We start from the raw sequence: 19,302 nt of genomic DNA, 5'->3' as shown, positions 1-19,302 counted from the left end.
CCCAGGAGGTAGCATGAGTGGTTTCCAGCACAGCGTGGGTGGCCAGACCTGGCGCTTCGCCGATCTCAAGGAGCTGTTGGCCAAGGCCACCCCGGCGCGTTCGGGCGATGTCCTGGCCGGCGTCGCTGCCGGCAGTGACGTGGAGCGGGTGGCGGCGCAGATGGCCCTGGCCGAGGTGCCGCTCAAGCGCTTCCTCAGCGAGGCGGTGATCCCCTACGAGGCTGACGAGGTCACCCGGCTGATCCTGGATACCCATGATGCCCAGGCCTTCGCCCCGGTCGCCCATCTCAGTGTGGGCGGCTTTCGCGACTGGCTGCTCGGCCCGGCGGCGGACGAGGCCAGTCTCGCTGCGCTGGCGCCGGGATTGACCCCGGAGATGGTCGCCGCGGTGTCCAAGATCATGCGCATCCAGGACCTGATCCTGGTGGCGCAGAAGGTGCGGGTGGTGACCCGCTTCCGCAACACCATCGGTCTGCGCGGGCGGCTGTCGACCCGCCTGCAGCCCAATCACCCCACCGACGATCCGGCCGGCATCGCCGCCAGCGTCCTCGACGGCCTGCTCTATGGCAACGGCGATGCGGTGATCGGCATCAATCCGGCCACCGACAGCACCAGCGGCATCTGCGAGCTGCTGAAGATGCTCGACGCGGTGATCCAGCGCTACGAGATCCCTACCCAGTCCTGTGTCCTGACCCATGTCACCACCAGCATCGCCGCCATCGAGCGCGGTGCGCCGGTGGACCTGGTGTTCCAGTCCATCGCCGGCACCCAGGGCGCCAACGAAAGCTTCGGCATCAGCCTGGCGCTGTTGCAGGAGGGCTATGAGGCGGGGCTGTCGCAACGGCGCGGCACCCTGGGCGACAACCTCATGTATTTCGAGACCGGGCAGGGCAGCGCCCTCTCGGCGGGAGCGCACCATGGCGTCGACCAGCAGACCTGCGAGGTGCGCGCCTACGCCGTGGCCCGTCAATTCAAGCCGCTCTTGGTGAACACCGTGGTCGGCTTCATCGGCCCGGAATACCTCTACAACGGCAAGCAGATCATCCGCGCCGGCCTTGAGGATCACTTTTGCGGCAAGCTGCTCGGCGTACCCATGGGGTGCGACATCTGCTACACCAACCATGCCGAGGCCGACCAGGACGACATGGACATGCTGCTGACCCTGCTGGGTGCGGCGGGCATCAATTTCATCATGGGCATCCCGGGGTCGGACGACGTGATGCTCAACTACCAGACCACCTCCTTCCACGATGCCCTCTATGCGCGCCAGGTGCTGGGCTTGCAGCCCGCCCCGGAATTCGCCGCCTGGCTGGACCGCCTGGGTATCCTGCGACTGGAGGATGGCCGCTTCCGTCTCGGCGAGGGCTTGCCCGCGCCGTTTCAGCGGGTGTTGGCGCAGTTGTAGGAAGGATCGCGGCCATGGGCCGCTCCTACCGATACGGAAGGAGCTTGTAGGAGCGGCCTATGGCCGCGATAAGGCTGCATCGGCGGACCGCTATGGCCGCGATAGCCCTTGCAGACAGACACCGAATCGCTCAGGAGTCTCCCCATGAATCCCAACGACACCGCCCGTCCCGACCCCTGGGCCGAACTACGTCGCCTGACCCCGGCGCGGATCGCCCTGGGCCGCGCCGGCACCAGCCTGCCCACCGCCGCCCAGCTGGATTTCCAGGCCGCCCACGCCCAGGCCCGCGATGCCGTGCACCTGGCCTTCGATCACCAGACCCTGCGTGAAGGCCTGACCGCCCTGGGCCGCGAGACCCTGGTGCTGAAGAGTGCCGCGCCGGATCGCCATACCTATCTGCAACGTCCCGACCTGGGCCGCAAGCTGTCCGAGGAGTCCGCTCGCGAACTCGGGGCCTATGCCGCCGACCATCCCGAGGGCTTCGACGTCGCCGTGGTGATCGCCGACGGCCTCTCCGCCCTGGCGGTGCATCGCCATGCGCTGCCATTCATCGAGCGCCTGGCCGACCAGGCCGAGGCCGAGGGCTGGCGCTGGGCCCCGGTGACCCTGGTGGAGCAGGGGCGGGTGGCGGTGGGTGACGAGATCGGTGGCCTGCTCAAGGCGCGGCTGCTGGTGATGCTGATCGGCGAACGCCCGGGCCTGAGCTCGCCGGACAGTCTCGGTCTCTACTTCACCTACGGTCCGCGTCCCGGGCTCAACGATGCCTATCGTAACTGCATCTCCAACGTGCGCCTGGAAGGCCTCGCCTATGGCCTGGCGGCGCACAAGCTGCTCTATCTGATGCGCGAAGCGAATCGCCGCAAGCTCTCTGGCGTACAACTCAAGGACGAAGCCGAGGTGCCGCTGCTGGAGGGCGGCGAGGAGAACGCGCGAATCGGCAATTTCCTCACCGACCAGTGAGCGAGCCTGGCGCTCAGTCCGGCCTGAGCGTCTTGCGCAAGAAATACCGTGCGAAGCCCGGCGGATAGTCCGCCAGCTCGCCGAACACCTCATAGCCCAGGCGTTCGTAGAAGCCCCGGGCCTGGAATTCGTGGGTGTCGAGCCAGGCGCCGTGACAACCGCGGCTGCTCGCTTCGGCCTCGGCGCGCAGCAGCAATTCCCGGCCAGCGCCCTGGCCGCGGACCGCCTCGTCCACCGCCAGCAGTTGTACATAGAGCCAGCCGTAGCTGGTATAGCCCCAGAGGCCACCCAAGGGGAGCCCATCGCGGGTCAGGGTAATCACCAGCGCGCGATAACCACTCGAACCGACCTGGGCCTCGTTGTAAAGGCGCAACGGTACGCCGATGGCCTGGCGCAGGTCCTCCCGTGCTTCGTCGGTGAGGTGGTAGTCCAGCGGCGTTGCAGCCACGGAGGTGGTCTCAGGGAGAGGATCGTCTGAGCATAGCGCACCCCTGCGGCGTGACCGGTGGGTTCTGCCGCTTTCGCCGCACCGGCCTTGGAGTAGCATGTACCTTCACCCATTTCGCGGATGAGCCATGGACATACGTGAAGGTCGTGCCCGGGTCGGCACGCTGGAGCTGGCCTACGAGGATTGGGGCGATCCCGCCGATCCGGCGCTGCTGTTGATCATGGGCTTCGGCGCCCAGTTGCTGCTCTGGCCGGAGGGCTTCTGCGAGGCCCTGGTGCGGCGCGGCCTACGGGTGATCCGCTTCGACAATCGCGACGTTGGCCAGTCCTCGCGGCTGAGCTGGCCGGGTGGCCGGCCGCCGTCGTTGTGGCCGGTGCTCGGGCGGGCCCAGTTGGGCAAGACCAGTCCGGTGCCCTATCGCCTGGAGGCCATGGCCGCCGACGCCGTCGGCCTGCTCGATCACCTGGGCATCGACCGCGCCTTCGTGCTGGGCGGCTCCATGGGCGGCATGATCGCCCAGATTCTCGCCGCCGACTGGCCGCAGCGGGTAACGCGGTTGGGCATCCTGTTCTCGTCGACCAACCAGCCGCTGTTGCCACCGCCGTCGTTCAGGCTGCTCGGCAGCCTGCTGTTGCGGCCGCCGGCCGAGCTACCGATGGACGCGGCGATCGCGCGGCAGAAGGCGCTGCTGCGGGGCATCGAAAGTCCCCGCTACCGGCAGAGCGACGCCGATCTCGAACGGCTGGTGCAGCGCATCCTGGCGCGCGGCGTGGACGTGGACGGGGTGCAACGCCAGCTGTTCGCCCTGCTCGGTAGCGGTGATCTAAGACCCTTCGCCCACCGCATCCAGGCGCCGACCCTGGTGGTGCACGGCGCCTGCGACCCGCTGCTCAAGCCCGCCTGTGGCCGCGCCGTGGCGCGCGCCATCCCCGGGTCGCGCTTCGAGCTCATCCCCGCCATGGCCCACGACCTGCCGGCGCCGCTGTGGCCGCGGTTGAGCCAGCTGTTCGCCGACTTCTTCCTGGCGTCCTGATCCCGCGCTCAGATGGCGGGACGGGGCCTCAGGCCCTCGATGATCAGGGTTTCGAGGCCTTGCAGAACTTCGTCGAAGAAGTCCGGATCGCTCAGGGTGCGCCCGCAGAGGGCCTGCACCTGCACGCGGAAGTCCGCGTAGTGTTGGGTGGTGGCCCAGATGCTGAAGATCAGGTGGTGCGGGTCCACCGGCGCCAGCTTGCCGGCGGCGATCCAGGCGCGGATCACCCGGACCTTTTCGACCAGCAGGTCGTGCAGACTGCTCTGCAACTCCGGCAGCAGCAGCGGCGCGCCCTGGATCATCTCCAGGCAGAACAGCCGGGACTCGGCCGGCCGGTCGCGGGACATCTCCAGCTTCTGGCGCAGATAGCCGCGCAGGGCGTCGAGGGGTTCCTGGTCTTCGCTGAAGGTGCGCAGTGGGCTTAGCCAGGTGGCGAGCAACTGACGCAGCACGGCCAGGTACAGCTCTTCCTTGTTGCTGAAGTAATAGAGGAGGTTGGTCTTGGAGACATCCGCCTGCAGCGCGACCTGATCCAGGCTGGCGCCATGCAGGCCGAAGCGGGAAAAGATGTCGAGGGCCGCACCGAGGATCTGCGCGCGCTTGGCCTCAATCTGCCGTAGCCGTCGCTGCTGGGCGGCCGGGCTGGGGGTACGGGACTTGCGTGGGGGTGAAACGTCACTGGCCTGACTCACGAACTGCTCCTTGGGCCTTATCGATGTCTGACGCGTGCCAGTCACTCGATGAACGGTTTCAGGCACGGTCGCTCGGTTCGCACCATCCTGGCGACGAACAAATGGCGGTCACCGTGATGGTCGCCAAGGGTTCAACTCTAGCATGTCGAATGGCCGTCCATGCCCCGGATTCGGGCGTCCTGCACAAACCAGGTGCTCCAGTGTGGACCAAATAGTCTGAAATTAATTCGGTACTTGATCCAAGTGTTTGATTGGGCTGAATTTTCAGAACTTGGCAAGCTTTCTGCTCTCATCCTGCAGCAACGGCGCCTTCGGGTGCGTTCCGGTTCCTGACTGTGGAGAGTGCGAGCGATGAACATCGGTGTCTTCATTCCCATCGGCAACAACGGCTGGCTGCTCTCGGAAAATGCGCCGCAATACCGGCCCACCTTCGAGCTGAATCGCGAGATCGTGCAGCGTGCCGAGCACTATGGCTTCGACTTTGCCCTGTCGATGATCAAGCTGCGCGGCTTCGGCGGTAAGACTGAATTCTGGGACCACAACCTGGAATCCTTCACCCTGATGGCGGGCCTGGCGGCGGTGACCTCGCGCATCAAGCTGTTCGCCACCGCCGCGACCCTGACCCTGCCGCCGGCCATCGTTGCGCGCATGGCATCCACCATCGATTCCATTTCCGGCGGACGCTTCGGCGTCAACCTGGTCACCGGCTGGCAGAAGCCCGAGTACAGCCAGATGGGCCTCTGGCCGGGCGATGAGTTCTTCGCCAGTCGTTACCAGTACCTCGGCGAATACGCCCAGGTGCTGCGCGATCTCTGGGGTACTGGTCGCTCGGACTTCCAGGGCGCGCATTTCCAGATGGACGACTGCCGGGTAAGTCCCCAACCCCAGGCGCCCATGGAGATCGTCTGCGCTGGAGCGAGCGATGCCGGCCTGGCGTTCGCCGCCGAGCACGCTGACTACAGCTTCGTCTTCGGCAAGGGCGTCAACACGCCCAAGGCCTTCGCCCCGGCGGTGGAGCGGTTGCAGGTAGCCACCGCCAAGACCGGGCGCGACGTCACCTCCATCGCCCTGTTCATGATCATCGCCGCCGAGACCGACGAGGCCGCCCGCGCCAAGTGGGAGCACTACAAGGCCGGTGCCGACGAGGAGGCCATCGCCTGGCTCGGCGCCCAGGCTGCCGCCGACACCAAGTCCGGCAGCGATACCAACGTGCGCCAGATGGCCGATCCGACCTCGGCGGTGAACATCAACATGGGCACCCTGGTGGGTTCCTTCGCCAGCGTGGCACGGATGCTCGACGAGATCGCCGAGGTGCCCGGGGCCAGCGGGGTACTGCTGACCTTCGACGACTTCGTCCAGGGCGTGACCGACTTCGGCGAGCGCATCCAGCCGCTGATGCACAGCCGCCGTCACATCGACCTGCTCAAGGAGAGTGCCTGATGAATGCCGTGGAAACCCTGGCGGGCTATGCCCTGCCCGCGAGCGACGCCGAAGCCCTGACCCTGCCGGCGCGGCCCGAGCCGCTGCGGCTCAAGGCCAGCGAGACGGCCCTGATCGTGGTGGACATGCAGAACGCCTATGCCAGCCAGGGCGGCTACCTGGACCTGGCCGGCTTCGACGTCTCCGCCACCGGGCCGGTGATCGAGAACGTCGCCGCGGTGGTGGAGACCGCCCGCGGCGCGGGTATCCAGGTGGTCTGGTTCCAGAACGGCTGGGACCCGGAGTACCGCGAGGCGGGTGGCCCCGGTTCGCCCAACTGGCACAAGTCCAATGCGCTCAAGACCATGCGCAAGCGACCCGAGCTGCAGGGGCAATTGCTGGCCAAGGGCGGCTGGGACTACGCCCTGGTGGATCGGCTGCAGCCGACGGCGGCAGACCTGGTGGTGCCCAAGACTCGCTACAGCGGTTTCTACAACACCAACCTGGACAGCCTGCTGCGCGCCCGCGGCATCCGTAACCTGGTATTCGTTGGCGTCGCCACCAATGTCTGCGTGGAGTCGACCCTGAGGGACGGCTTCTTCCTCGAATACTTCGGCGTCTGCCTGCACGACGCCTGCCACCAGGCCGGCCCACGCGCGGCCCATGACGCTGCGCTGTTCAATATCGAGACCTTCTTCGGCTGGGTCGCCAGCTGCGCCGACTTCCACACCACCTTCGCCAAGGACTGAGCCACCATGCCCAAGCAAGCCGTGATCCCCGCCGGTACCGGTACTCCCATCGCCCCCTTCGTGCCCGGCAGCCTGGCCGATGGGGTGCTCTATGTCTCCGGCACCCTGCCGTTCGATGCCCAGAACAACGTGGTCCATGTCGGCGACGCCGCCGCCCAGGCGCGCCATGTCCTCACCACCATCCAGGGCGTGGTGGAGGCGGCGGGTGGCTCCATGGCCGACGTCACCTTCAACATGATCATGCTCACCGACTGGGCGAACTACGCCGCCATCAACGCGGTGTACGCCGAGTTCTTTCCCGGCGAGAAGCCGGCGCGCTATTGCATCCAGTGCGGCCTGGTGAAGCCGGACGCCCTGATCGAGATTGCCAGCATCGCCCATGTCGGCTAGGACGAGCGCCGTACTCTGCCCCCGCTCCGTACCGCCCCCTCTCCCTCAGGGAGAGGGTTGGGGTGAGGGCATCGCCAACCACTGAACCACCGAGGACCGCCCATGCACGTCGAACTCCATGGCCGCCAGGATCCGGCGGCCGAGACCCTGCTGCTCAGCTCCGGGCTGGGCGGCGCCGGGGCCTTCTGGGCGCCGCAACTGGCGGCCCTGGGCGAACGCTTCCGGGTGGTGGTCTACGACCAGCCCGGCACCGGCAAAAGCCCAGCGGAATTGCCCGCCGACTATCGTATCCAGCACATGGCCGAGGACCTGCTGGCCCTGGCCGATCGCCTGGAACTCGACCACTGCCTGTTCATGGGCCATGCCCTGGGCGGCCTGGTGGGGCTGCAGGTCAATCTGCTGCGGCCGGGGCTGATCCGCCGCCAGGTGCTGGTCAACGCCTGGAGCCGGCCGAATCCGCATACCGCGCGCTGCTTCGCCCTGCGCCAACGGCTGCTGCGCGACAGCGGTGCCGCGGCCTACGTCCAGGCCCAGGCGATCTTCCTCTATCCGGCCACCTGGATCGCCGAGCACGACGAGCGCCTGGCCGCCGACGAGGCCCATGCCCTGGCGCACTTCCCAGGTGAGGCCAACGTGCTGCGGCGCATCGGCGCCCTGCTGGCCTTCGACGTGGACGCCGAGCTGGCGCGGATCGAGGTGCCGACCCTGGTGCTGGCCAACCGCGACGACGTGCTGGTGCCCTGGACCTCGTCCCAGCGCCTGGCCGCGGGTCTGCCCCGGGCCACCTTCCAGTTGCTGGAGTGGGGCGGCCACGCCTCCAGTGTCACCGACCCCACCACCTTCGACCAGGTGGTACTCGACTATCTCAGCCAAGCTCGCGAGGAATAGCGCCATGTCCGTTGCCCATGCCTTGCCGCCTGCCACGACGCCCGCCGTCCCGGTCGAGCGCGATCTCTTCCGCGGTGCCATGGCGCGCCTGGGCGCGGCGGTCAACATCGTCACCACCGATGGCCCGGCCGGACCGGCCGGTTTCACCGCCACCGCCGTGTGCAGCGTCAGCGACAGCCCGCCGACCCTGCTGGTCTGCCTCAACCGTGGTGCCTCGGTGCATCCGGCCTTCAGCGCCAACGGGGTGCTCTGCGTCAACGTCCTGGCCGCCGGCCAGCAGGCGCTGGCCAACCTCTTCGGCGGCAAGACCGCCATGCCCGAACGCTTCGCCGCCGCCAGTTGGACGCGCCTCGCCAGCGGCGCGCCGGTGCTGGATGGCGCCCTGGTGGCCTGCGACTGCCGTATTGCCGAGGTGCAGTCGGTGGGCAGCCATGACCTGTTGCTGTGCGAGGTCCTGGGCGTGGCCGAGCCGGGTGGCAAGGGGGGGCTGCTGTACTTCGACCGGCGTTATCACGAGCTGGGTTAGTCGGGGCTGTTGGGCTTCCGTAGGTTGGGCTGAGACTCGCGAAGCCCAACATCCCCAAGCTGCCAACCATCCGTATTCACTCCCTTCGCCCGTTCCCATCCATCCCCTGGCACCACCGCGAGCCACCCCGGTGCACGCTGATCGCTCAAGGTGCAGCGTGCCACTGACGGGTCACAGACTTTTTATCCAACCTGCTGTTTTCGTATGGTTTTTTAGTTTTTACCAAATGGTCCAAAGCTGGCACAACGGTTGCACTTGCCCTGCTGCCGTCCTGCCCGGTGAACGTGTGTCGCGCTGTCTCCTTTCGTCCCATCATCGCGAGGTCCGTCATGCCGCTGTCCAGTGTTCCCATCATCGATCTGGCCCCCTATTTCGACGGCTCGCCCGCCGGCAAGCAGGCGGTGGCCAAGGCTGTCGACCAGGCCTGCCGCGATATCGGCTTCCTGGTGATCACCCACCACCAGGTGCCCGACGAGCTGGTCGAGCGCGTCTCGCGCCTGTCGCGGGCCTTCTTCGATCTGCCGCTGGCGGAGAAGCGCAAGGCCGATCGGCCGCGCCCGGACCAGGTGCGCGGCTACAGCGCGGTGGCCGAGGAAAGCCTGTCCTACAGCCTGGAAGAGGCGGCGCCGGGAGATCTCAAGGAGTCCTTTTCCATCGGTCCGCTGGACGTCCCGGAGACGGCCTACTACCGCGGTCCCGAAGCTGGGCCGCACTTCGCGCCCAACGTCTGGCCCACGGCCATCCCCGGTTTTCGCGAGGCCTATGCCGAGTATTTCGCCGCCATGAGCGACCTGGCGCGCACCCTGATGCGCCTCTTCGCCCTGGGGCTGGAGTTGCCTGAGACCTACTTCGACAGCCGCATCGACCGCCACATCAGCATGTTCCGCACCCTCTGCTATCCGCACCAGAAGGAAGCGGCGCTGCCCGGCCAACTGCGTGCCGGCGCCCATACCGACTACGGCAGCCTGACCATCGTCCGCCCCGATGACGCCCCCGGCGGCCTCCAGGTGCGCAATGCCCAGGGCGAGTGGGTGGACGTGCCCAAGGTGCCGGGCGGCTTCGTGGTCAACATCGGCGACCTGATGATGCAATGGACCAACGACCGCTGGGTCTCCACCCTGCACCGGGTGGTGAATCCGCCGGCGGATGCCGGCTGCGATACCCGCCGCCAGTCCCTGGTGTTCTTCCACCAGCCCAACTACGACACCCTCATCGAATGCCTGCCCGGCTGCGCCACGCCCGGCACGCCGCCGCGTCATGCGCCCATCACCTCGGGCGACCACCTGAGGTCCAAGTTCGTCAAGCAGACCACCTTCGGCGGCACCCAGGCCGGCGTGCGGGTGGCCTGATGCCGAGCCTTTCCTACGTCAACGTCTTCGCCCATGACGTGGTGGCCCTGAGCGGCTTCTACCAGCGGGTGTTCGGCTTTGCGGAGATCGAGGCGATCCGCTCGCCGATCTTCCGTGGCCTGGACACCGGCAAGACCGCCATCGGCTTCAATGCGCCGGAGGCCTATGAACTGCTGGGGTTGGGCGAATTCGCCGGCAGTCAGGGTTGCCGTTTCCTGCTCAACCTGGAGGTGGGCAGCCGCGCCGAGGTGGACCTCCTGGTGCCGGTGGCCGAGGCCGCCGGTGCCCGCCTGTTGAAGGCGCCCTACGAAACCTACTACCACTGGTACCAGGCCGTGCTGCTGGACCCGGAAGGCAACGTGTTCCGTATCAACCACATGCTGTGAACAAGACTAAGGACGAGACGATGCTGAGCAGATGGCTGGGAAGAGTGGCGTGCGTGCTGGCGCTGGTAGGACTGGGCGCCGTGGCGCGGGCGGACGACGAGGGTTTCACCCTCAAGGGCGAGCCGAAGATCGCCATGCTGTATTTCACCGCCAAGAACGACGGCGGCTGGACCCAGGCCATGGACGAGGCGCGGGTGAAGATCGAGAAGGAACTGGGCATGAAGATCCAGTTCGTGGAAAACGTGCCGGAGACCGCCTCGGCCATCCGCCCGGCCGCCGAGCGCTTCATCAAGCGCGGCGCCAACATCGTCATCGGTACCGCCTTCGGCTATTCCGACACCTTCAAGCAACTGGCCGAGCAGTATCCCGAGGTGGCCTTCCTCAACGCCTCGGGCACCACCAACGGGCGTAACCTGGAATCCTTCTATGGCCGCACCTACGAGAGCCAGTACCTCTGTGGCATGGCCGCGGGCGCGGCGTCCAAGACCGGCAAGCTGGGCTTCGTCGCCGCCAATCCCTTCGGCGTGGTGAACTGGACCATCAACGCCTACGAGCTGGGCGCCCGGCAGATGAATCCCAATGCCACCCTCACGGTGATCTACACCGGCAGCTGGAACGATCCGGTCAAGGAGCGCGCCGCCGCCGCCGCGCTGATCGACCAGGGCGCCGATGTCATCGGCCAGCACGTGGACACCCCCACGCCGCAGATCGTCGCCCAGGAGCGTGGCGTCTACGGCACCGGCCACCACCGAGACATGCGCCAGTTCGCGCCCAAGGCCACCCTCTGTTCCTCGGTGTGGGTCTGGGATCGCTTCCTGGTGCCGGAGCTCAAGCGCGTCATCGCCGGCCACTGGAAACCCGCGCCCCACGGTGCCTTCGTCTCCATGGCCGATGGCGGCACCGACATCGCCGGCTTCGGCGACGGCGTGCCCAAGGCGGCCCAGGAGAAGATCCTCGCCGAGCGCGAGGCCATCCTCAAGGGCAAGCAGATCTACGCCGGTCCCTTGAGCGACCGTGACGGCAAGGAGCGCGTCGCCGCCGGTCAGGTGCCGTCCGACCCGGCGCTGTGGCAGATGGACTGGTTCGTCCAGGGCGTGACGACGCAGAAGTAGAGCGCCACCGGCGCGGCTGCGCGCCCTGGGTAGGGTGGAAAACCGCACAGCGTTTTCCACGCAAGCGATGCTTGGACCGATTTGGCGATCCCCATGAAAAGACACAACGCCCTGCACCTGCGTGGCGTCGGCAAGACCTTCGATGGCTTCCAGGCGCTGCAGCAGGCGGATTTCCTGGTGCGCTGGGGCGAGGTGCATGCGCTGCTCGGCGAGAATGGCGCGGGCAAGTCGACGCTGATGAACATCGCCGCCGGCCTCTATGCGCCGGAGACCGGCGAACTGCTGGTGGACGACAACCCGGTGCGGCTGCGCGGTCCGGCGGACGCCGCTCGGCTGCGCATCGGCATGGTCCACCAGCACTTCAAGCTGGTCCGGCCGTTCAGCGTCGCCGAGAACGTCCTGCTCGGTCTGCCAGCGGGGGAGGGCAGTCATCGACGCCGCCTGGCCGAGATCAGCGAGCGCATCCGCCAGCAGGCCGCCGCCCTCGGCTTCGCCATCCGCCCGGAGCAGCGGGTGGCGGAGCTGTCCATCGCCGAGCAGCAGCGGGTGGAGATCCTCAAGGTACTGCTGGCCGGGGCACGCATCCTCATCCTCGACGAACCCACCGCGGTGCTCACCGATGGCGAGGGCGAGCGGCTGTTGCAGACCCTGCGCGCCCTGGCGGCGGAGGGCGCCGCCGTGGTGCTGGTGACCCATCGCATGCAGGACGCCCTGACCTACGCCGACCGCCTCACGGTGATGCGTGGCGGTCGCACCCTGCGCAGCCTGGACCCCGCCGAGGTATCGGTGGACGAACTGGTGCGCCTCACCGTGGGTGACGCCCAGCCGCTGGCCGACACCCCGCGGCGCGCTGCCGGGGCACCGCTGTTGACGGTGCGCGGCCTGCGTACCCCCGAGCGCGGTGGCCGCCGCGCCCTGGACGGTATCGACCTGGAGCTGCGCGCCGGCGAGATCTATGGCATCGCCGGGGTTGGCGGCAACGGCCAGGGCGAACTGGCCGACGTCTTGATGGGCCTGCCGCAGCCCTACGAAGGCGAGGTGCGGCTGGAGGGCTTCGGCGATCTGGCCGCGGCCGCCAGCGCCCGACGCCGCGACCTGCGCATCGCCGCCATTCCTGCCGACCGCTATGGCAGCGCCCTGGCCGGAGGCCTGTCGGTGGCCGACAACTTCGCCATCGGCGCGGTGCACAGCGGTCGCTTTGGTGGTTTCGCCCGCCTGGATCGCCGCGCCCAGGAAGCGGCGACCCAGGCGGCGGTCACGCAATTCGATGTCCAGGGCGTGCGCTCGGTCCGGCAGAAGGCGGCGCTGCTCTCCGGTGGCAACGCCCAGAAGCTGGTGATCGCCCGGGAATTCGGTCGCGAGCCGCGGCTGGTGCTGGCCCACAGTCCCAGCCGCGGCCTGGACGTCCGTGCTGGTGCCGAGGTACAGGCACGGCTGCTGGCCGCCCGCGAGGCCGGCGCCGCGGTGTTGCTGATCAGCGAAGACCTGGACGAGGTACTGGCCCTCGCCGACCGCATCGGGGTGATGAGCGCCGGGCGCCTCGTCGCCGAATTCCAGCGACCCGCCGATCGCCAGGCGATCGGCCATGCCATGGTGAATCATGCTTGAACCCCTGAATCCTCCCCTGGCGCAGACCGCGGCCGCGCCACCGCGGCAACCGCTGTTCAGTCGTCGCTATACCCTGGAGATCCGCCAGCAATTGGCCTGGCCCTGGCAGGCGCTGATCCTGGGTCTGGCACTGCTGCTGGGTCTGGGCCTGTCGGCCGCCATTTTGGTCCTGGCCGGGGTACCGGCCGGCGAGTTGCTTAACGAATTCGTGGTCGCCACCCTGTTCGATGCCCAGAGTCTGCAAGCCACCCTGTTCCAGGCCGCGCCGGTGATCCTGGTCGGTCTGGCCGGCTGCCTGGCCTTTCGCGCGCGCTTCTGGAACCTGGGCCTGGAAGGCCAGATGATCTGGGGCGCCATCGGCGCCACGGCGGTGTCCCTGTTCGAGATCGGTCCGGAGGCCCTGCGCCTGCCGCTGATGCTGGTGGCGGCGCTGCTCGGCGGCCTGCTCTGGGCGCTGGCGCCCCTGCTGCTCAAGCTGCGCCTGGGGGTGAACGAGATCATCGCCTCGCTGATGCTCAACTACATCGCCGCCAACTTCCTGCTGCACCTGGTGTTCGGCCCCTGGAAGGACCCGCGCGACGCCTTTCCCTATTCGCCGCTGTTCCGCCCCTTCGAGCGGCTGCCGGAGTTGCTGCCCGGGCTGAGCCTGGCGGTGCCCCTGGCGCTGCTGGTGGCGGTGCTGGCCTGGTGGTTCGTGGCGGTGAGTCGCGCCGGGCTCTACCTGAGATTCGTCGACGCCAATCCACGGGTGGCCGGCGCCGTAGGCGTGCCGGTGCGCGCCACCATCCTCGCCACGGTACTGGCCTCCGGCGCCCTGGCCGGGCTGGCCGGCTTCGTGGTGGCGGCGGGGCAGGAAGGGCGACTGACCCAGTCCTTCTACCAGGGCTACGGCTTCTCCGGGATCCTCATCGCCTTCCTGGCGCGCAACAACCCGCTGGCCGCCGCGGTGGTGGCCTTCCTGGTGGCGACCCTGTTCGTCGCCGGCCGCAACCTGCAGGTGTTCTACCAGATCCCCTTCGCCATGGTGCAGCTGATCCAGGCGCTGATCGTCATCTGCGTGGCGTCCTCGGACTTCTTCATCCGCCATCGGCTCAGACGCAGCCAGGGAGGTGCCGCTTGAACCTGCTCGCCAGTTGGCTGGGTAACGTCCCCGACTTCGCCGTGCCCTACGCCCTGGCGGCGCTGGGGCTGATCCTCACCGAGCGCTCCGGGGTGCTGGCCCTGCACGCCGAGGGCCTTATGCTGGTCGGCGCCCTGTTCGGCATCGGCGCGCAACTGGCGCTGGGCAACGCCGGCCTGGCGCTGCTGGCGGCCATGGGCGCGGCGGCGCTGGTCTCGCTGCTGTTCGCCGTCATGGTGATCTGGCTGCGCATCAACCAGGTGATCGCCGGCCTGACCCTGGTGTTCTTCTGCCAGGGCCTCACCGGCCTGCTCGGCACCCTCTGGGGCTGGACCAACCAGCCGGTGGCCGGGCTGCCGGCGCTGGCGCTCTGGCCGCTGTCCGAGCTGCCGCTGGTGGGGCGGCTGTTCCAGCAGAACCTGCTGGTCTACCTGACCCCGCTGATCTTCCTCGCGCTGATCGCCTGGCTCGAACGCACCACCCCTGGCCTGCGCCTGCGGGCGGTGGGCGAGAACCCCCAGGCGGCCGATGCCGCGGGTCTCTCGGTGGCGGGCTACCGATTGCTGGCGATCCTCGCCGGCGCGGCCCTGGTGGGTCTTGCGGGCGGCTACATCGCCGTGCTCAGCACCAAGCTGTGGATCGCCGAGATGACCGGTGGCCGTGGCTGGATCGCCGTGGCCCTGGTGATCTTCGCCCGCTGGTCGCCCTGGCGCGCCCTGGCCGGGGCGCTGCTGTTCGGCTGCATCGAGGCGCTGATTCCGCAACTGGCCGCCGCCGGGGTGCGGCTGTCGCAATACTTCATCCTGATGGCGCCCTATGCCGTCACCCTGGGTGTGATGATCTGGGTGGCCCTGGCCGGGCGTGACCGCCTCAGCCAACCCGGCGCCCTGGGCGAAGCCTATGTTCGCGAGGAACGCCGATGAGCCTGCGCGCTTTCGTCTATGAAGAACCCCGGCTGCTGGCGCGGGCGGACTTCACCGATTACCTGGACCCCGCCACCACGGCGGTGCTGTCCATCGACCTGCACCGCGGGCACTTGGACGCCTCACCGGATTGCCCCTGCCCGGCGCCACGTGCCCGTGACCTGGTGGCACCGGTGGACGCCTTCCACCGCCAGGCCCGCGCCCTGGGCGTGCGCATCGTCCATGTGAAGTCGGTGCTGCGCGCCAATGGCGCCGACGACCTGGGCGGCATCCCCGCAGCCTGGCGGCGGACCTTCCCGCTGCACGTCGGGCCGATTCCCAACGCTGACGCCCATGCCCTGGAAGGCTCGCCCTGGACCGAATTGCTCACCGAGGTCCTGCCCGAGGATCTGCGGGTGGAGAACAAGCGGCGGCTGTCGGCCTTCTATCCCACCGACCTGGACTTCCTGCTGCGCAACCAGCGCATCACCACCGTGGTGCTGGATGGCGGCTTCACCGACTGCTGCGTGCTCAACACCGCCTTCGACGCCAGCAACCGCACCTACCGGGTGATCGTCCTGCGTGACCTGGTGCGGGGGACCGACGAAGGCCTGGAGCGGGCGGCGCTGAGCATGGTCTCCCTGCACCTGGGGCTGGTGATGGAGTCCCAGGACCTGCTCGCGGCCTGGGGTGTGGACGGCGCTGTCAGGGCAGCGTCGCCATCCGGCTGAAGGCACGGAAGCGCTCCTTGAGATTGCCGGGCCGGGCGCCCTGCCAGAGTAGCTGCCAGCCCGGCGGCACCGCCGTGGGTTCGTGCCACTCGTCCTGTACCACCAGCACCTGGCAGGGCACCTGGCGCAGGCTGGCCTGTTCCTGTGGTGGATAGCCACTGTAGACGTGCAGCATGGAGCGCTCCGACTCCCCCAGGCCGTAGCTGGCCACGCAATCCGTCTGTGGCAGCACCCGCTGCAGTTCGGTGAAGGGCCGGGCATAGCTGTTGCCCAGGTCGACCCAGGGCAGCCAGAGGCTGTTGGCCAGGGTCCAGCTGACGGTCAGGCCCACGAACCAGACGCTGGCGGCACCCAACTGCGCACGCAGCCCCAGGGTGACGCCCCAGCCGACCAGGGCCAGCAGGGCGACCGCCCAGGCAAGGATACTCAGCGACAGGCGTTCCGCGATCGGCAGGTGATCGCGGACCAGGTGCGGCCAGGGCAAGGCCCAGCCCAGGGCCAGGCCGATACCGCCCAGAGCCAGCAGGGCGATGAGGGGCGTCCAGAAGGCCACGCTGGCGTCACGCCCGAGGCGGGCGATGGCCGGTGGTGGCTCCAGCCGCGCGGCCAGTAACGCCAGGGCGGGAAACAGCGGCAGCAGGTAGAGGCTACGAAAGACCGCCGACTTGAGCAGCACTCCCAGGCAGACGATGGCATAGAGCGCCACCGTGGCCAGTCCCGGATGCCGGCCCAGCCGCTTCAGGGGGCTGCCGCCGCGGCGATAGAGCTGCCAGAGCGTGGCGCCGAGCAGGACCAGCCCGGTGGGAAAGGACAGCGCCGTCAGGTCCGCCAGGCTGGAGAGCAGGCCGTCGGTATCGCTGTTGCGTGCCTCCAGGCCGAAGAAGCGGCCAATGTTGTTGGTCCACAGCCAGGTATGGAACAGCTCGGGCGCCCGGTGCCAGAGCAGTGCGGGCCAGATCAGCAACCAGGGCAGGGCGGCCAGGGCCGCGGCGAGCAGCCAGCGGCGGTTGGCTGGCTCGACCAGGCGGTGGGGCCAGCAGAGGGCGCAGAGTCCGCCACAGAGGCCCAGCACCCCAGGCACCAGCAGGCCCTTGCTCATGAAGGCGATGCCCAGGCCGCTACCGAACAACAGGCCGCGCGCCCAGGGCTTCTGGCCGTCGTGCAGGTAGGCCGCCAGTCCCGCCAGGCCCAGGGTGGCGCCGGCCAGTTGCGGTACGTCAGCGATCAACAGATGGCTGTGCTGCACCACGCCGAGCATGCCCAGCAGGGCGAGCAACGCCTGGCGCGCGCGACCGGGCAGCAGCTGGTGGGTCAGCCAGGCCAGCGCGGCCAGGGTCACCAGCATCCAGCCCAGCACCGCCAGCCGCGCGCCGTCCGGCTCACCGAGCCAGGGCGAGAACAGCCGGGCGGTGAGGGCGCCGCTCCAATACATCAGCGGCGGCTTTTCCATGAAGGGCGCGTCACCGACCCGGGGGATCAGCCAGTCCGGGGTGGTGAGAAAATTCCAGACCATGCCGAAGGAGTAGGGCTCGTCGGCCTTCCACAACCCACGGCCGAACAGCCCGGCGAGCAGATAGGCGGCCAGGCAGCCGAGCAGCAGCGTCCGCTCCAGCTGTGCGGCTTTTGGGGAGGCAGAGGAAGAAGAGGGGAGCACGGCAGGGACTCTTGGCGGAATCCTGCCGGTATACGGGAGTTGGCTTAGAGGGGGCTTAAGGATGTGACGGGGGTGACTGGTATGGTGATTAGGGCCAATCGCGGCCATGGGCCGCTCCTACAAGGCCAATCCAGCCCTGTAGAAGCGGCCCATGGCCGCGATTGCTGATCTTTGTGCCTTTGCTACTTATGGAGGTCTGCTGAGGCTTTTTGTTTCGCCCACCCGGGCGAGTCACTTTTGCCAAGTCGCGGCTGCGCGCCCCGGACTACGTGCCCCGGACAAAAGTAACCAAAAACGCTTGCCCCACCATCCGGCCCTACGCTTCGCTCCGGGTCTGCTCACGCCAGCGCCGTTCCGGGATCGGCCTACACGGGCCGTCCATGGCCCGTTAGGCCTCTCGCCGCATCCATGCGGCTCGACCCACTCCACGACACTGGCGTTCGCCCTCCTGAACGGGGCGATTTCGCCAGCCTGAAAGTTTTGGTTGAATAGCCACAAAAGCCATAGCTCGTAGCGTGGACAACGGCGAAGCCTTGTCCGCTGCTCACGATCATCGGTGGAAAACTCTTCCCAACGACAACCTGACTCCGCTGGAATCGCGGCCATGGGCCGCTCCTACAGGCTGCGATGTTTTTCGTAGGAGCGGCCCATGGCCGCGATAAAGACTGCCAGTGGAAAACGCTGCGCGGTTTTCCACGCTACAGATACTGGAAATACCCAACTCTCAGGCTGGCGCCCCGCCCCGTCAGTGAGGCCGAGCTCCGGTGTCGTGGCGGGGGATGCGAGGCAGGACGCCGAGCAAGGCGCGAGGGGCAGGATGCCCCTTCGTGCCGTGCCCCTGGAGCGGCGCCGGAACGAGGGAAACGTAGCGAAGCGGAGTAACGGCCGCAGGCTGGCCCGAAGGGTGAGCGAAGCGAATCACCCGGAGCGCAGCGGAGGGCCGAAACGTGGGGTGTGCTTTCTTTTGCTTACTTTTCTTTGCACAAGCAAAGAAAAGTAAGTCGCCCGGGTGGGCGAAACCAAAACCATCCGAGCACTCGATAACCAGCTAAGACACCTAATGCCCAAGCCGTTGGGCTTCGCTCCGCTCAGCCCCAGCCTACGGACCCACCTGCCGCGGCATCAGGCCAGATGCCTCAACCGCTCCACCAACTGCCCGTGCAACTCCGGATCGCCACAGGCCAGGATGGCGCCACCCTGCTGGGCATCACCGCCATCCCAGGCCGTCATGCGCCCGCCGGCGCCTTCGATGATGGGGATCAGCGCCTGGACGTCGTAGGACTGCAGGCTGGCTTCGATGATCACGTCGACGAAGCCCGAGGCCAGCATGCAGTAGGCGTAGCAATCGCCGCCGAAGCGGGCCAGCTGCACCTCGGCGGCCACGGCGTCGAAGGCCGCCAGGCGTTCGGGGCTGTCGAAGATGTCGCGGCTGGTGCACATCAGCCGCGCCTGGGCGAGGCTGGCGCAGGGGCGGGTGCGCAGCGGCACGCCGTTGCGCCAGGCGCCAGCCGGGGTGCCCAGGTAGCGTTCGCCGGTGAAGGGCTGGTTCATCACCCCCACCACCGGGCGGCTGCCGTCGTTGAGCGCCACCAGGGTGCCCCACAGCGGCAGGCCGGTGATGAAGGCGCGGGTGCCGTCGATGGGGTCCAGCACCCAGGTCAGGGGGCTGCTACCGGCGACGTTTTCCTCTTCTTCACCGAGGATGCCGTGATCCGGATGCTCGGCCTGGATGAGTTCGCGCATGGCCCGTTCGGCGGCCTTGTCGGCCACGGTGACCGGGTCGTAGCGGCGTCCGGCGCTGGCCCCATCGCCCTTGTCGTCCACCGCCAGCTGGGCGCGGAAGTAGGGCTGGATGGCCACGGCGGCGGCGTCGGCCAGGCGCTCGGCGAAGCGTTCGTAGTAGGAAATCTCGGCAGCGGTCAGGCTCATG

19 protein-coding genes are annotated in these 19,302 nt (G+C 68.0%); 15 read left to right on the top strand and 4 right to left on the bottom strand.

Annotated elements, in window-relative coordinates; translation table 11 throughout:
• Positions 1-13 precede the first annotated feature (13 nt).
• Positions 14-1,405: an ethanolamine ammonia-lyase subunit EutB gene (locus RND78_RS06215; RefSeq protein ID WP_312726894.1), complete on the top strand. Its 1,392-nt coding sequence runs from the start codon at positions 14-16 to the stop codon at positions 1,403-1,405.
• Between the two features lie 144 nt (positions 1,406-1,549).
• On the top strand, positions 1,550-2,365 hold the full coding sequence (eutC, locus tag RND78_RS06210; RefSeq protein WP_312726892.1) for an ethanolamine ammonia-lyase subunit EutC: 816 nt from the start codon (positions 1,550-1,552) through the stop codon (positions 2,363-2,365).
• Between the two features lie 13 nt (positions 2,366-2,378).
• Here eutC and RND78_RS06205 read toward each other — a convergent pair whose 3' ends face one another.
• Entirely contained in the window at positions 2,379-2,813 is a 435-nt protein-coding gene (locus RND78_RS06205; protein ID WP_312726890.1) for a GNAT family N-acetyltransferase, read from the bottom strand.
• A gap of 127 nt (positions 2,814-2,940) precedes the next feature.
• Here RND78_RS06205 and RND78_RS06200 point away from each other — a divergent pair, with 127 nt between their 5' ends.
• Entirely contained in the window at positions 2,941-3,846 is a 906-nt protein-coding gene (locus RND78_RS06200) for an alpha/beta fold hydrolase (protein ID WP_312726889.1), read from the top strand.
• A gap of 8 nt (positions 3,847-3,854) precedes the next feature.
• Here RND78_RS06200 and rutR read toward each other — a convergent pair whose 3' ends face one another.
• Positions 3,855-4,538: an HTH-type transcriptional regulator RutR gene (gene rutR, locus RND78_RS06195; protein WP_312726887.1), complete on the bottom strand. Its 684-nt coding sequence runs from the start codon at positions 4,536-4,538 to the stop codon at positions 3,855-3,857.
• A 351-nt stretch (positions 4,539-4,889) separates the two neighbouring features.
• Between rutR and rutA the strand changes: the two genes are divergently transcribed.
• From rutA to RND78_RS06135, 12 genes are all read left to right on the top strand, one after another.
• A complete protein-coding gene (gene rutA, locus RND78_RS06190; RefSeq protein ID WP_312726885.1) occupies positions 4,890-5,978 on the top strand; it encodes a pyrimidine utilization protein A in 1,089 nt (362 codons plus the stop codon).
• On the top strand, positions 5,978-6,706 hold the full coding sequence (rutB, locus tag RND78_RS06185; RefSeq protein ID WP_312726884.1) for a pyrimidine utilization protein B: 729 nt from the start codon (positions 5,978-5,980) through the stop codon (positions 6,704-6,706). Before rutA ends, rutB begins: the two co-directional genes overlap by 1 nt.
• Before the next feature lie 6 nt (positions 6,707-6,712).
• Positions 6,713-7,096, top strand: a complete 384-nt coding sequence (gene rutC, locus RND78_RS06180) for a pyrimidine utilization protein C (RefSeq protein ID WP_017642623.1) — start codon at positions 6,713-6,715, stop codon at positions 7,094-7,096.
• A 102-nt stretch (positions 7,097-7,198) separates the two neighbouring features.
• A complete protein-coding gene (rutD, locus tag RND78_RS06175) occupies positions 7,199-7,984 on the top strand; it encodes a pyrimidine utilization protein D (RefSeq protein WP_312726879.1) in 786 nt (261 codons plus the stop codon).
• 4 nt (positions 7,985-7,988) lie between these two features.
• The gene (locus RND78_RS06170) at positions 7,989-8,510 is read left to right on the top strand and encodes a flavin reductase (protein WP_312726877.1); all 522 of its coding nucleotides are present in this window, start codon (positions 7,989-7,991) and stop codon (positions 8,508-8,510) included.
• Positions 8,511-8,839: 329 nt separating this feature from the next.
• Positions 8,840-9,859 carry a 2-oxoglutarate and iron-dependent oxygenase domain-containing protein gene (locus RND78_RS06165; protein WP_312726875.1) on the top strand — a complete coding sequence of 340 codons (1,020 nt, stop codon included), beginning with the start codon at positions 8,840-8,842 and terminating at the stop codon, positions 9,857-9,859.
• A complete protein-coding gene (locus tag RND78_RS06160; protein ID WP_312726873.1) occupies positions 9,859-10,245 on the top strand; it encodes a VOC family protein in 387 nt (128 codons plus the stop codon). The genes RND78_RS06165 and RND78_RS06160 overlap by 1 nt, the downstream gene beginning before the upstream one ends.
• Positions 10,246-10,265: 20 nt before the next feature.
• The gene (locus RND78_RS06155; protein WP_312726871.1) at positions 10,266-11,357 is read left to right on the top strand and encodes a BMP family ABC transporter substrate-binding protein; all 1,092 of its coding nucleotides are present in this window, start codon (positions 10,266-10,268) and stop codon (positions 11,355-11,357) included.
• A gap of 93 nt (positions 11,358-11,450) precedes the next feature.
• Positions 11,451-12,965, top strand: coding sequence for an ABC transporter ATP-binding protein (locus tag RND78_RS06150; protein ID WP_312726869.1), 1,515 nt, complete (start codon positions 11,451-11,453; stop codon positions 12,963-12,965).
• On the top strand, positions 12,958-14,085 hold the full coding sequence (locus RND78_RS06145) for an ABC transporter permease (RefSeq protein WP_312726867.1): 1,128 nt from the start codon (positions 12,958-12,960) through the stop codon (positions 14,083-14,085). The genes RND78_RS06150 and RND78_RS06145 overlap by 8 nt, the downstream gene beginning before the upstream one ends.
• Positions 14,082-15,008, top strand: a complete 927-nt coding sequence (locus tag RND78_RS06140) for an ABC transporter permease (RefSeq protein ID WP_312726865.1) — start codon at positions 14,082-14,084, stop codon at positions 15,006-15,008. The genes RND78_RS06145 and RND78_RS06140 overlap by 4 nt, the downstream gene beginning before the upstream one ends.
• Complete coding sequence (locus RND78_RS06135) at positions 15,005-15,718, top strand: isochorismatase family cysteine hydrolase (protein ID WP_312726864.1); 714 nt, start codon at positions 15,005-15,007, stop codon at positions 15,716-15,718. Before RND78_RS06140 ends, RND78_RS06135 begins: the two co-directional genes overlap by 4 nt.
• On the opposite strand, the gene RND78_RS06130 is transcribed toward RND78_RS06135, so the two are convergent.
• Together RND78_RS06130 and hisN are read right to left on the bottom strand one after the other, a co-directional pair.
• Positions 15,693-17,372, bottom strand: coding sequence for a hypothetical protein (locus tag RND78_RS06130; protein ID WP_312726862.1), 1,680 nt, complete (start codon positions 17,370-17,372; stop codon positions 15,693-15,695). The genes RND78_RS06135 and RND78_RS06130 overlap by 26 nt on opposite strands.
• Before the next feature lie 1,122 nt (positions 17,373-18,494).
• Positions 18,495-19,301 carry a histidinol-phosphatase gene (hisN, locus tag RND78_RS06125; RefSeq protein WP_312726860.1) on the bottom strand — a complete coding sequence of 269 codons (807 nt, stop codon included), beginning with the start codon at positions 19,299-19,301 and terminating at the stop codon, positions 18,495-18,497.
• Position 19,302: the final 1 nt, after the last annotated feature.

It is taken from the genome of Pseudomonas oryzihabitans (assembly GCF_032027545.1).
Classification (GTDB): Bacteria; Pseudomonadota; Gammaproteobacteria; order Pseudomonadales; family Pseudomonadaceae; genus Chryseomonas; species Chryseomonas oryzihabitans_F.
This window is presented reverse-complemented; position numbering and strand designations above follow the sequence as displayed.